This is a genomic window from Bacillota bacterium, from assembly GCA_024655925.1.
Lineage (GTDB): Bacteria > Bacillota > DTU025 > DTU025 > JANLFS01 > JANLFS01.
This window is the reverse complement of the sequence record JANLFS010000031.1, coordinates 13179-26523: the sequence shown is the minus strand read 5'-3', so window position 1 is coordinate 26523 and position 13345 is coordinate 13179. Positions and strand designations below refer to the sequence as shown.

At 58.0% G+C, this 13345-nt stretch carries 16 protein-coding genes; all 16 read right to left on the bottom strand.

Going from position 1 to position 13345, the window contains the following annotated elements; all coding sequences use genetic code 11:
- On the bottom strand, positions 1–1066 hold a 1066-nt coding region (dnaB, locus tag NUW23_06605; protein ID MCR4425849.1), incomplete at its 3' end, for a replicative DNA helicase.
- Positions 1067–1117: 51 nt separating this feature from the next.
- Positions 1118–3091, bottom strand: a complete 1974-nt coding sequence (gene lonC, locus NUW23_06600; GenBank protein ID MCR4425848.1) for a Lon family ATP-dependent protease — start codon at positions 3089–3091, stop codon at positions 1118–1120.
- A gap of 40 nt (positions 3092–3131) precedes the next feature.
- Positions 3132–3623, bottom strand: a complete 492-nt coding sequence (gene rplI / locus NUW23_06595) for a 50S ribosomal protein L9 (protein ID MCR4425847.1) — start codon at positions 3621–3623, stop codon at positions 3132–3134.
- 101 nt (positions 3624–3724) lie between these two features.
- Entirely contained in the window at positions 3725–4684 is a 960-nt protein-coding gene (locus NUW23_06590; GenBank protein ID MCR4425846.1) for a YybS family protein, read from the bottom strand.
- Positions 4681–4995: a MazG-like family protein gene (locus NUW23_06585; GenBank protein MCR4425845.1), complete on the bottom strand. Its 315-nt coding sequence runs from the start codon at positions 4993–4995 to the stop codon at positions 4681–4683. Before NUW23_06585 ends, NUW23_06590 begins: the two co-directional genes overlap by 4 nt.
- A 226-nt stretch (positions 4996–5221) precedes the next feature.
- The gene (rpsR, locus tag NUW23_06580) at positions 5222–5452 is read right to left on the bottom strand and encodes a 30S ribosomal protein S18 (protein MCR4425844.1); all 231 of its coding nucleotides are present in this window, start codon (positions 5450–5452) and stop codon (positions 5222–5224) included.
- Positions 5453–5504: 52 nt separating this feature from the next.
- On the bottom strand, positions 5505–5948 hold the full coding sequence (gene ssb, locus NUW23_06575; protein ID MCR4425843.1) for a single-stranded DNA-binding protein: 444 nt from the start codon (positions 5946–5948) through the stop codon (positions 5505–5507).
- A gap of 40 nt (positions 5949–5988) precedes the next feature.
- Positions 5989–6276, bottom strand: coding sequence for a 30S ribosomal protein S6 (gene rpsF / locus NUW23_06570; protein MCR4425842.1), 288 nt, complete (start codon positions 6274–6276; stop codon positions 5989–5991).
- A 139-nt stretch (positions 6277–6415) separates the two neighbouring features.
- Positions 6416–7642 (bottom strand): redox-regulated ATPase YchF, encoded by a 1227-nt coding sequence (gene ychF, locus NUW23_06565; protein MCR4425841.1) that lies wholly within the window; start codon positions 7640–7642, stop codon positions 6416–6418.
- Positions 7635–7838, bottom strand: a complete 204-nt coding sequence (locus NUW23_06560; protein MCR4425840.1) for a DUF951 domain-containing protein — start codon at positions 7836–7838, stop codon at positions 7635–7637. Before NUW23_06560 ends, ychF begins: the two co-directional genes overlap by 8 nt.
- A 13-nt stretch (positions 7839–7851) precedes the next feature.
- Positions 7852–8763 carry a mechanosensitive ion channel family protein gene (locus NUW23_06555; GenBank protein ID MCR4425839.1) on the bottom strand — a complete coding sequence of 304 codons (912 nt, stop codon included), beginning with the start codon at positions 8761–8763 and terminating at the stop codon, positions 7852–7854.
- A 225-nt stretch (positions 8764–8988) separates the two neighbouring features.
- Entirely contained in the window at positions 8989–9324 is a 336-nt protein-coding gene (locus tag NUW23_06550) for a phage holin family protein (GenBank protein MCR4425838.1), read from the bottom strand.
- A 79-nt stretch (positions 9325–9403) separates the two neighbouring features.
- Complete coding sequence (gene galT / locus NUW23_06545; GenBank protein ID MCR4425837.1) at positions 9404–10411, bottom strand: galactose-1-phosphate uridylyltransferase; 1008 nt, start codon at positions 10409–10411, stop codon at positions 9404–9406.
- 19 nt (positions 10412–10430) lie between these two features.
- Positions 10431–11873, bottom strand: a complete 1443-nt coding sequence (locus NUW23_06540) for a glycogen/starch synthase (protein MCR4425836.1) — start codon at positions 11871–11873, stop codon at positions 10431–10433.
- Between the two features lie 378 nt (positions 11874–12251).
- Positions 12252–12770 (bottom strand): chromate transporter, encoded by a 519-nt coding sequence (locus NUW23_06535; GenBank protein MCR4425835.1) that lies wholly within the window; start codon positions 12768–12770, stop codon positions 12252–12254.
- On the bottom strand, positions 12770–13210 hold the full coding sequence (locus tag NUW23_06530) for a chromate transporter (GenBank protein MCR4425834.1): 441 nt from the start codon (positions 13208–13210) through the stop codon (positions 12770–12772). Before NUW23_06530 ends, NUW23_06535 begins: the two co-directional genes overlap by 1 nt.
- Positions 13211–13345 lie beyond the last annotated feature (135 nt).

Here is a 13345-nt window from a genome sequence, read left to right as displayed (position 1 = left end):
CCAGTTCCCGCGCCAAGGCCTTGAGGGACCTGGTGATTTCCGCTATCTCCTGCTGGCGACTCTCAGCCCTCGACCTACTTTGGATGAGCTGAAGATAGTCCACAACGATCAGGGCGAGCCCATGCTCTGCCTTCAGTCTGCGTGAGCGCGCCCGGATCTCCAGAGCCGAAACAGTCGGTGTGTCGTCGATGAAGATCGGCGCCTCGCTGAGGCGGCCGATTGCCTTCGACAGCCTGTCCCAGTCCTGCTGAGTCAGGTTGCCCCGGCGCAACCTTTGCCCGTCAACCGCCGCCTGTGCACAGAGCATTCTCTGGGCGAGTTGCTCTGCCGACATCTCGAGGCTGAATATCAGGACAGGTTTCTCCTCATGAACGCCGACGTGCTCAGCAATGTTCAGCGCAAAAGCGGTCTTTCCCATAGAGGGGCGCGCGGCGACCACAATCAGCTCAGACGGCTGGAGCCCAGACAGCATGTTGTCCATCTCCGAGAAACCTGTCGGAAGCCCCGTCACCGCCCCCTTGCTAGTGTAGAGCCGCTCGATCCGGTCGAAGGTGCTCATGAGAACTGTCTTCATGTCCGTCACGGTGCCTGTCTCACCGCGCTGGGCAATGCGGAAGATCAGCTGCTCCGCCTGGTCGAGTGATTCTTCCACCTCTGAGCTGCCCTCGTATCCAATGCTTACTATCTGCGTCCCCGCCGCAACAAGCGATCTCAGAATGGACTTATTCCTGACGATCTTTGCGTAGTGTTCAGCATTTGCGGATGTTGGGACCGTGTTTGCCAGTGTGCTAATATACGAAGCCCCGCCCACTTGCTCCAACGCGTTCCTCTGGCGGAGAACCTCCGTCACAGTGATGAGATCCGCAGGTTCCCCCCTGTTGAAGAGGGTCACCACTGTGTCGAAGATGATCCGGTGGGCTTCGCGGTAGAAGTCCTCGGCCACCAGGATCTCGACTACCTTCGCGATGGCCTCCTTGTCCAACAGCATCGAGCCCAGGGCCGACTGTTCCGCCTCCAGGTTCTGCGGAGGCAGCCGGTCCAATCCCCCGAGATCATCACGGGTCATGGTATATACGATCACCACCAGGTGGCCTCCCCGTTGTGGGGCCGGCCGTCATCACGCGCACGGTTGTTCACAGCGGTGGCTCAGAGAGACGGGGCCTTCGAACACATGACCCAGAGTCTCCTCCACGTCCCGCACGAGAACGACTTCAATCCCAGTAATATCGGCAGGGACATCCTTGGCGTTCTCCACAGGAATCAGCACCTTCTTGATCCCAGCCTGCCTTGCTCCGTAGATCTTCTCGAAGACTCCGCCGACCTCTCGGATTCTCCCCTGTATGGAGAGTTCACCCGTCACAGCCACGTCCTGTCTTATCGGGTAACCTCGCACTGCACTTATTATTGCCAGGAGTACGGCTGTGCCCGCGGAAGGCCCGTCGATGTCTCCGCCTCCGACCACATTCACATGGACATCGTAGTCGCTCAGATCCTCACCTGTGAGGTGTCTGAACACTGATGCCGCGTTGAAGACTGAGTCCTTGGCCATGCTCCCTGCAGTCTCGTTAAACCGGATACTTCCCTTTCCTTCTTCCCGGCTGTCGAACGCCACCGCCTCTATCTCGATGACCGACCCCAGGAAGCCCGACACGCCGAGGCCGAAGATCTTGCCCCGCTCCGCCGCATCAGACGCGCGAGCGTGCACAAACGGTGACAGCCTGCTGGTCCTGATGGTCTCCTCCAGATCGGCGAGAGTTATACGCACTTTCTGCTCAACGGACCCGTCAGCGGCCTCCTCGTCCGTTCTGTGCAAGGCAAGGCCGTAGGCGTCAATCAGCAGGCTGGTGGCCTTGCGCCCCTCAATGGTGTAGTCGCTTATCATTGCCGGGATGGTCGGGTCCATATCTACGCCAAGCTTGCTGGCAGCATTCCGTACGATGGTCTGGATATCGCCCTGAGTGAGGGGTTCGAAGAACACCTCGGCCGTCCTCGACCTGAGCGCGGGGTTCAGGTCAGAAGGGTCCCTTGTGGTGGCTCCTATTAGGACGAAGTCAGCGGGCGCCCCGTCAGTAAAGAGCTTCTTGATGTATGCGGGAACATTCTTATCCGTCGGATCGTAATATGACGAATCGAATGTAACCCGCTTATCCTCCATCACTTTGAGCAGCTTGTTCAGGAGTATCGGATCCATCTCCCCGATCTCGTCAATGAACAGCACGCCCCCGTGGGCCTCCGTCACCAACCCCAGCTTGGGTTCGGGCACGCCGCCTTCGGCGAGATCGCGTTTCGCGCCCTGGTATATTGGGTCGTGCACAGAGCCCAGAAGCGGGTTCGTGACCTCCCGTGGATCCCATCTGAGGGTGGTCCCGTCCACCTCGACGAACTTGGCGTCCTCCCCGAACGGGCTGAACTTAGATTTCTTCGCCTCTTCCAGGGCGAGCCTGGCTGCTGTGGTCTTACCCACACCAGGCGGGCCGTACAAGATGACATGCTGAGGGTATGGAGTGGCGATCCTGGCAAGCAGTGCTTTGACCGCTCGGTCCTGTCCCACGATTTCTGCCATGGATACCGGGCGCACCATCTCCATGGCCGACCTGGCCAGCTTCTTCTCCTCGAGGATCTTGAGCTCCTCGAGTCTCCGCAGGGTCTCTGGGTTGTCCGGGCCGGAGTCTTCCTTTAGGATCTGCATCTTGATCTCGTTAACGTAATCCTCGTGCCTCTGCTGCATGCGGTCGGAGATCTTCCGCTCGATCTTCTCTTCCACCCTGCGCCGGGCTATTACATCCGCTATCTCGTCCTCTATATCGGACAGCACAGAAGCATATTCTTCACTCGACGGCGGCTTATCGATAGTCGGATCCTCGAAAATCAAGCGCTCAAGCGCAAGTATGCGGTCCTCGATCGCCCCAGATCGCATCAGGTTAAGGGCATCAAGCTTCCCTGCTTTCAGGACAAGCTTGTCCGGGCCATACAGTTCAGACAGCATTCCGAACAAGGCCGTAACCTGCCGCGCAAGCTGCTCGTCGTCCTGGAGCTTATCAGCCAGGTTCTTGCTGCCCATCTTGATGAATTTCTCAACGAGCGACTTCATGGAACACTTCCCTCCCTGGAGAATCCCTTAGCGCTTGCAGTCAACTGCTCGTCTTATCGGGCACAACCACTATCTTAACATCAGCCGCGACACCTGGGAACAGCTTGACCCCTACCGTGTACTCCCCCGTGGCCCTGATGGATTCCGGAAGGTCGATCTTCCTCCGGTCTATGTCAACCTTCATGACCGACCTTATGCCATCCGCGATGTCTTTCGCTGTCACCGAACCGTAGAGCTTGCCGTTCCCACCCGCCTTGGCACGGATGGTTATGCCCTGGGCACGAAGTGCGCGCGCCAACTCTCGGGCACGTGCCTCTTCCCTGGCCTCTCTGCGCTTCTCCGCCTGCTTCGCCTGTTCGATCCGTTGGAGAGCCACGGAAGACGCAGGAATCGCAAGCCCCCGGGGGATGAGATAGTTGCGAGCGTATCCTTCGGCCACCTCCACCGCGTTCTCCTTCTTGCCGAGACCGGGAACGTCTTTCTGAAGGACTATCTTCATCGCAAAACGCAGGTCTGGCGTGCCCACGAGCACACCCCCGCTTCCCCCTCTCTTCGGTTAGGTTTCAATCCACGCGCCCGGACGGGGCGCGACGTCTGAGGATCGAGGTTCCACCCTGATGAACCCGCCGGCCGCTACCTCGCCGCAAGCCTCTTCCGGAAATCGAACCATCCGTCGAGCAGCCCGACTAACGGAAGGATGGTCAGCAAAGCAGAACTCATGACAATCATCGCCACTATCACGAACTTGGCGCCCTTCGGGATCCCATAGCGGTCCAGAACGAACCAGAGCACTGCCAGGCCCTGCACAGAGAAGATTATCTGGAACAAGCTCGTGAAGTTCAGCCCAATGGCTGTCAGGACTTCGGAACTGAAGTAGGCTCCGGCCTGCGCCGCCAAGAGCCCTATAATGAAGCCCCAGGCCCAATACCACGGAAGTTTCCAGGTCATGAAGGGCGGGATCGGATCCACCTCCCGCCTAGTCCGCACGAGGACCATGCGAGTAGCAGCATAAGAGAACGAGGCGAGCGTGACGGCACCACCGATGACCACCGCCGGCAGGAGCATTCGGACCATCTTGGGAAGCCATTCGAGCATGTCTCTGATGGGTTTGAGCCCGGCCTCGGACATCCCCAGCCGGCTGTACAGGGCCAGCGACTGTTCCCACGATTCGACCATGATCCGCTCCATCTCGGCAAGCGCCCGCGAGGGTGACATGCCGACAACCGCGGCGCCTGCCAAGAAATCTACGATGATCATGGCCGCTGCCGCAACCGCCGTGATCCCTATCGTCCTTACCCATGAGAGCCGGCGCGCAATACATGATCCCAGGGTCAGCCCTATGAAACCAACACTCGCAAGCACGATCAGGCCTTCAACGGGTCCGAGTAAGACCGTGACACCAAGGGCGGACGCAAGCGTGGCCGTGGCACCTGTTCGGAGATCGTGCCTGACCACCATAACCGCAGCAGGAACAGGCAATACGATAGTGAGGAGCCTGGTGTAGAAGTTCAGCACGTAGATAAGCACGGTCAAAGCGGCGAACAGCGCACCTTCCGTCAGGGCCCTCGTCTGGCTGGCACCTCTAGGACTCACTTTCTGCGCCCCTTTCGGTGGTTCAAAAGTGCACTGAAATCCCCGTACCATTTCTCCATCTCGTGCTGGTTGTTTATGTTTTCCTGAATATTGTTGTCCACCTGTTCGTCGATGGCCGCAAAGCTGATCCCCAGGCGCTTCCCAAGGAGATAGCACCCGATCACAATATTCGCCAGGTCCGTGGTTCGCGGCCCGTCATCTCCGCGGGCCAACGACCGGTGGAGCGAGGCGACTCCTCCCAACATCTCGGCTTTGAGCCAGTCTATCGTCTTGAAGTTACGCGCAATGTCGCATTCGCGCTCGTAAGCCATGAGAATCCCTCCGAGAAGCACACCCCCAGCGTACCCACTGGTTGGGTTCGTTCTCCATCCCGTTCTGGAATTCCTCCTGTCACCCGGCGACCACCAGACACACATACGCAGGCAATCCTCGGGTTGTCCCATGTGCAAGAAAACTCTTTGGGGCTGGGCGCCGCCAAAGAGTTCTTGCGTGCCTCGAAGCGATCAAGGATCAGATCGAGGTCTTGCCCTCGAAACGCTACTCCGAGGTGAACGGCATCAGGGCAACGTGCCTAGCCCTCTTTATGGCCACCGTGAGCTGGCGCTGATGTTTGGCGCAGTTGCCGGAGATCCGGCGCGGAATGATCTTGCCACGCTCGGTGATGTACCTTCTGAGCCGTCCAGTCTCTTTGTAGTCGACATCGGCGATCTTGTCGACGCAGAAGGAGCATACTCGCCTTCGGGACTTGCGTCCCTTCTCACGTCTCATCTGGTGAAGTCCTCCTCAGTATTGAGGCAGTCTTGAACGGGTTGCGCTCGCGTTAAAAGGGAACATCCGAGCTATCGATCTCTTCGGCGAAGGTTGCGGCTTCTTCGTCTTCGAGCATGTCCGCCGGCCCAGGCGTATCGGGGTACCCCGCCGACTGCGGGCGCGATCCAGCATCACCCGACCTGCGCTCCAGGAACTGAACGCGATCGGCCACTACCTCCCAGACACGGCGCTTTTGGCCCTCCGCAGTCTGGTATGACCGGACCTGTAGCCTTCCGTCTACAGCCGCAAGGTGGCCTTTCTTGAGGTACTCGGCGCTGTTTTCCGCCTGCTTCCGCCAGACCACAACGTCGATGAAGTCCGTTTCCCTTTCGCCCTGTTGGTTCGAGAACGGCCTGTCCACAGCCAGCGTGAACCGGGCGACAGCGATGCCGTTCTGTGTGAACCTGAGCTCTGGATCTCGGGTCAAGCGTCCAACAAGCACGACCCTGTTCATGCGAACACCACCTGCCTCGTATTGTTGGCCCGGCAAACGGCTAGTCGTCCTTTCGGATGATGAGGTAGCGTACGATGCCGTCGGTGATTTTGTAGACGCGCTCGAGCTCGGCTACTGTATCAGGCCCGGCATTGAAGTAGAGGACAACATAGAAGCCTTCAGTGTCCTCCCCAATCTGGTACGCCAGCCTCCGCCTACCCAGGCGATCGGTCTTTACGATCTCTCCGCCTGTGGACGTGATGAGCTCCTCGAACTTGGCGATGACCGTATCCAGCTGATCCTCTGGAATCTTGGACCCGATGATGAACATGCTCTCGTAGGCGTGCACTGACTTCACCTCCCTTCGGACTAAGCGGCCCCGCGACCCGCGCGGAGCAGGGATTGTGAGTTACATTATAACATCAGGCCCCAACGGGCGCAACCCGCCGTTCAGGCGACGCCATTCGGGTGACACTCCGAAGCGGCCGTCAGACATTGAACTTGAAGAGGACGACATCGCCGTCCTGGATTTGGTATTCCTTCCCCTCGATCCGGACCCGCCCGTGCTCGCGGGCGGCGTGGAACGAACCCTCTTTCACCAGGTCAGTCCAGGGAATCACCTCGGCCTTGATGAACCCTCTCTCCATGTCCGAATGGATCTTCCCCGCTGCCACAGGAGCAGGTGTGCCCCGGCTGACGGTCCATGCCCTCGTCTCAGGGCCTTTGATGGTGAAGAATGTGATGAGGCCGAGAAGCTGATAACCCACCAGGATCACGTTATCCAGCGCCGATCTCTCAAGGCCCATAGCTGCGAGGTACTGGGACGCTTCCTCAGCGGAGAGGTCCCCCACCTGCCTTTCAAGCTCTGCGCAGACAGGAACCATCGGTGCCCCGCGGATTGCCCGCGCCAGGGTCCGCAACATTTCCCCTAGGCCCGGCCCTAAGGCCCCAGGGTCAACCAAGGCGTCGGTGCCCCCGGCCACAGTCGCCAGCGGACTTCCTCCCACAGCCGGCCTCGATTCTTCAGACGGCATTTCGTCGGTCCAGCCCTGAACGCGCATGAACTGGGGCGCCTTCTCCACAGCTTCTTCTGGAAGGTTCGCCACATACATAACAGGCTTCATGGTGAGCAGGAACAATTCGTCCACGACGGCCCGATCGTCCCCGGACAACTCCATCTCTCTCGCGGGTCGTCCAGAATTGAGGAAGGCCTCCAGCTCTGTTAGGATGTCCAACTCCGCGCGATACTTCTTGTCTCCGGTCTTCAGCATCGACTCGGTCTTGTGCATTCTGCGGCTCACTGTATCGATGTCTGCCAGAATCAGCTCGGTGTTGACAGTCTCGACATCGCGGGCAGGGTCTAGGTCTCCATCCACATGTGCCACATCCGGGTTCACGAAGCACCGGACGACATGGACAATCGCGTCAACCTCACGTATGTGTCCAAGGAACCTGTTACCAAGACCTTCGCCGCGGCTCGCCCCTTTTACCAACCCCGCAATGTCGACAAATCGCACAGCTGTTGGGGTCACTCGCTCCGCCTTTGCGAGCTTGGCTACGGTGCTGAGGCGGCTGTCGGGCACTGTCACAACACCGACGTTTGGGTCTATGGTGGTAAATGGGTAGCTTGCTACCTGGGCGCGGGCTCGGGTCAACGCGTTGAAGAGCGTGGATTTGCCAGCGTTCGGAAGACCCACGATGCCGAGACTAAGCATCGGTCTCCACCTCGGTGGTGGAGCGTACTATCTGCCGGACGCTCTTCTCGAACTTCGGCCTCGGAAGCATGACAACTCGCCCGCATCCGAGGCACTTGATCCGGAAGTCGGCCCCCACGCGCATCACTTCCCACAGACAGCTCCCACACGGGTGTTCCTTTTTCAATCGAACCACGTCCCCCAAGGAGAAGATCATCCCCGGCCCTCCCTCAGCTAGTAATTCCTCCCGGCAGGTCTCCTCTCTGGTCAATTATGATCTTGCGGTGCGGGAACGGAATCTCTATTCCATTCTCGTCAAACGTCTTCTTGATGAGCCGGTTCAGCTCCCGGGCGATCCGCCATTGCTCCATGGGCTGAGCCAAGGCCCACACCCTCAAGGAAACGCCAGACTCACCGAGGCTTTGTACTCCGAGCACGCGAGGGCCGTCCACGACCCCTCCGATCTGCTCCTTTTGCTCATCGAACAGCTTCTGCAGCACCCCTATAGCCCGGTCCACATCAGTGGAATAGGATACCTGAACATCGAACATCACGCGCATGCCGCGCCCACGGTAGTTGGTGACTCTCCCCACGGATCCGTTCGGAATTATGTGAAGTTGACCTGCAAAGTCTCTCACCCGAGTGACTCGGAGGCCCATCTCCTCCACCGTTCCGGAGATGTCTGCGAGTTCCACATAATCACCCACGGCATACTGGTCCTCGAACAAAATGAAGAACCCGCTGATTACGTCCCGGACGAGGTTCTGAGCACCGAAGCCCAGGGCAAGTCCGGCTATTCCAGCGCCCGCAAGGACCCCTGAGGTGTTCACTCCAAACTCGCCGAGGATCATGATTGCCCCAACGAAGTATATCACGTACCTGGCGATGCTCTTGGTAAGCGTCCTCAGAGTCTCCAGCCGGCGGGTATCGTGGAACAGTCTCAACTGCTCAGTCTCTCTCGTCTTGAAAATCTGGTCGACCACGCGCCCGGACACTTTGAGCGCAATCGTGACGAGAACTAGGATTATGATCACGTTGAGTGCGGAAGATCCAAAGCGAAGCAGGAGGTTGATCAGGGTTTCCGGCGGGATCCTGCCCGCAAAGACTTCCCCAACAAATGAGGCCAGTGGTGTGTTGCTCACTAAGCATCCCTCCAATTAGATTACCACAGGTATGTTTGACACCCCCTTCCCTCAGTCCTCCCTCAGCGCGTTTCGGGCGTCTGATTCCAATGATACCTGCTGACACCTGCTGTGACCATCGCAAGTCCCAGCGGATTCCGGTTGTCCAGGGGATGACGCGACCCCTCCCGTCGCGTGGCGGAGAGGGGTCGCGCTTCTGGTCGGGGTTGTTTCACGTGAAACTCCCTACCGGAGGGTTGTGGGTATGAACATGTCGACAAGCCCTATCACAAATGCGGCCAGTAACGCACCTACTATGGTTACACTCATCGCCGGGACTATGAACCGGCTCAGGTAGATCACCGCCGCTGACACCAGGAACCCGATGATCCCACGGCCATAGGGTGAGACTGCGCGTCCGAGGATTGCCTCGATGATGTACCCCACTACAGTGATCACTACGGCAGCGATCAGCGCAGCCGTAAACGTAAGGACGGCGAAGCCCGGTATGAGATACGAGATGAACAGCAGTACCAACGCGGATACTACGAGCCTAACCAGATGCCTTATCCACTGATTCACTTCTTTCGCCCCCAGAATCTCAGCTGGTCTAGTTCTCCAATCAGGGTTATATGATAACCAGGCCGGGAACGAATATTCGTTATGCCTCCCTTAGGAACATGGCGGTGTCCTCTGGAGTAGCGGTGTTAATGAATATGCCGGTCCCTATCTCGAACCCCGCTGCTATCGTCAGTTTCGGCATAATTTCCACATGCCAATGGGTATAGGATGCCTCGCCATCAGACTCCCTGAGTGGGGCCGTGTGGATGATGTAGTTGTACGCAGGATCGTTGAGCGCCTCAAAAATCCGGTGAAGGGTCAAGTGCATTGCCTCGGCAAGGTGCCTGAGTTCGCCGTCGGAGATGTCCCCAAAGGAAGGCGTATGCCTGCGCGGGAGTATCCAAGTCTCAAAAGGTGTCCGGGAGGCGAACGGTTCGAATACTAGGAAGCCGTCGTTTTGGAACACAATCCTGGTGCCCGCTCTGAGTTCTTCCCTGATCATATCGCAATAGACGCAGCGCCCTGTGTTCTCGAAGTAGCACCTCGCCCCTTCTAACTCCTCGGCCACTACCGGGGGCAGGATGGGGGTAGCGATAAGCTGAGAATGGGGGTGTTCGAGGGAAGCTCCCGCCTGCTTACCGTGATTCCGGAAGATAAGGACGTACTTGAGCCTTGGGTCCTCCGCAAGCGCGCGGTATCGTTTTCTGTAGGACACGAGAACGTCCTCGAACTCGTCCACTATAAGCTGCCCAGGACTCAGGTCGTGAGCCGGGCTTTCGATAATGACTTCGTGCACACCCACGCCAGACATGGTCTGGTAAAGCCCGACTTCCCCCTCAAAGGCATTGCCATCTGGGGTAAGTGCAGGGAACTTATTGGGGACCGTCCTCACGCGCCACCCCGGGGTATTCGGCTCGGTGCTCGGCTCGCGGACGGACTGGACTTCCGGCGGGGTCTCACGTTCGTTGCCAACGCAGAACGGACAGTTGGGTTTGATCCGCTCCTTCTGAGGCTTTTCTGGCTCAGTGAACTTATCCGGTCTCTTGGCCCGTTCGGTAGCCACTATTACCCATTTTCCTGTGACGATGTCCCGCCTGAATTCGGGCATTCGGACGATCCTCCTCCTCCTAGATCGGGCCGCCGTAGTCGGCGAACGGCAACTTCATGGTGGCCTTACCCTGGTAAAGAGCAAGATATCTGGCCGCAGCTTGCTCCCAGGTGAAATGCTGCATGACGTGCGGCCTGCCGTTCGCTCTTATCTTCTCGATTAGGGCCGCATCCTCCGTGGCCAGGATAGCCATTTTGACCATGCCCTCGGCGAGGGCCTTTGGATCCCGCGGTGGCACAAGTTTACCGGTGGCACGATCCTTCCCCTGGTCGACATCGATGACAGTATCGTTGATGCCTCCTACTCTGGTGCCTATCGGAATCGAGCCCATGCACATCGCCTCCAGCTGAACCAGCCCGAAAGGCTCGAAGTTGGAAGGCACCAGGCAGAAGTCCGACGCACCATAGTATTCCCGGGTGACCTCTCTTCCGAGATATCCTATTACGGCTTTGACGTTCCTGGGATATCTGGCTTCCATCTCTCGTGCCATTCTCTCGAGAGTGGGGTCACCTGATCCGAGCACCACTATTCGCAGCCGCGGAATGACTCTGTCCGCTCCCCGGACCTTACCTGTCATGATTAACTCAATCGCAGCGAGCAGGTGATCCACGCCCTTCTGCTCTATGTCGAATCGGCCAACGTAGAAGTAGAAGTCCCCATCGTCCAGTCCGTTCTCAGCGAGGAGCGCCCGTCGTCTTTCCGTCCGAGGCTTGTGGGCTTCCTTGAGCTTGCCCGGGTCCCAGAAGGTGAAATCCATACCGTTCCACACATATGTGACCTTCCCTGCGTAATGGCCAAACAGCGCGTCCCATTCCTCGTTCAGGTAAGTAAAGCTCACCGTGTTCAGGTAGTCGCAGACCCGGCATCCGTAGGTTTCGAGGTTGAACTGGGCGTTGCCTCCCACTTCCTCGACGCATTCCGGATCGATGAGTTCTTCCACCCCTGCCTCCTCCAGGGCAGACACTCCAATCTTCTCCCTGCAGATCCGGTGGATCGTATATACCATAGGTATCCGGAAGTAACGCTTGGCCATTGCGCCCCCCAGCACACAGTGCCAGTCGTTGACGTGCACTACATCTGGTTTCTTGCCCTCTTTGCCGAGTATGAGGTTGATGGCAGCGGGAAAGGCCCTGGCAAAATGAACAAGCTTTCCGGTCAACATCTCCCGGGGCATATAGACATCTGGGTGATCCATGATCTCGTCGCTCAGAAGAAAGACCCGTACCCCGTTTCGTAACATCTCGTATATGGTGACATCGAACCGTCCGTTCTTCGATCTTATTCCGAACTTGCCATACTTCTTGACCTTAAGATCCTTCTCTGTCTTGTGCAAGCTGTGAGAAGGCATGAAGACCATTACCTCGTTCTCCCGCGCGAGCGCCTCACCGATCGATGTGGCCGCCTCCGCAAGCCCTCCAACTCGCTTGGGAAGATGCTCGAAAGTCGCCAGGCTGACGATCATATTGCCGCCCCTTTCTGCCCCGGTTTGCTACGTCTTTTAGCATAACGCGGAGCGGACATAAGTTTGCGCCCATTCAACAAAAACCCCGGCTGCATTACCATAGCTTCTCCGCCAGTAACGCGCCGGAGTGTCTTCCGCAGACGGCATGAAGGCAACGATCCTTTGGGACTCCTGGAGTCTCGTATTCTACGTTGTCCCCGGATATCCTTCCAGTGTTGCCCTTGGCGTCACCTTCGCCAGGACGCCTAATATAATGGAGATGACCGGGCAACAGCCATTTGTGCGATGGGGAGGCGAACTTCTTGTTCAGATTCCTTGAAGCGGTCCTCAGTCCGATCTTTCGCCTGACAGGGCGGACTTGCATAGTGGTAATAAAGACTAGAAGAAGATGATCCCGCCCACAAGCCCGGAAATGGCCAGCACAAACATGGGGTGAATCCGAAGCCAGAAGATCATCGCCGCGGCGATGCCTGCCACGAAGGCAGTCTTCCAGTCAGTCAGGCTGACTCGGGCCACTGAGAATGCCGCCGCCGCTATGAGACCCGCCACGGCCGGCCTCATGCCGCCCTTTATCCTTCTGAGAGCGGTACTTTCGGCAAACCGGCTCGCAAGGACGGCGAGGAGGAGAACGATCACAACGGATGGCGTGATCACGCCGAGAGTAGAGACCACCCCGCCCCAGACACCTGCGAGACGATATCCGACGAAAGTAGCACTGTTGACTGCGATCGGACCCGGGGTGACCTCGGCTATAGCGACGATATCGACGAATTCCGCCAGGGTCACCCATCCTCGCCCGTGGATAACCTCCCGCTCGATCAGCGGAAGCATCGCGTACCCGCCCCCGAACGTGAACAGTCCGATTTTGGCGAAGCTAAAAAACAGATCAAGCAGCATCAAGTCTTGCCTCCCCCATCATTCACAAGGCCGGCGAGAGCGGCGATGACAATCACCAATGCCGGACTAACCCTGAAGAATGCCACAAGGATCGCTGCCGCCGCGGCGATTCCGAACTGCGGCAGTGAGCGAACTGACACTTTCCCGATGCGGAGGGCTGCGGAGACAATCAGTATCACCACAGCGGGCCGGATCCCTCTGAAGGCTGCGTGGATCAAATGCAGGGACGAGATCTGGGTGAACAAGGCAGCGACAACCAGGATCGCTACAATCGAAGGCAGAATGCAGCCTCCAGCCGAGACCAAAGCCCCAGTGATACCCCGTAGGACATACCCCACGTAGATGGAAGTGTTCACGGCCAGAGGGCCTGGGGCAGTCTGAGTGATCGCCAAGAGGTCGATGAAGTCTTCTCGGGAGATCCACCCTCTCCTGTCAACTATATCCTACAAGGCGCAGTAAAAACGGAAACATTTATTGCACTTACTGTTGCCAGCTAAAACGTCGCTCGAAAGGTGGTATGGCCTTTATTGCTTCGATTGTCATAACTCGGTCGCCAGCAAAGCTGTCGTAGAAGG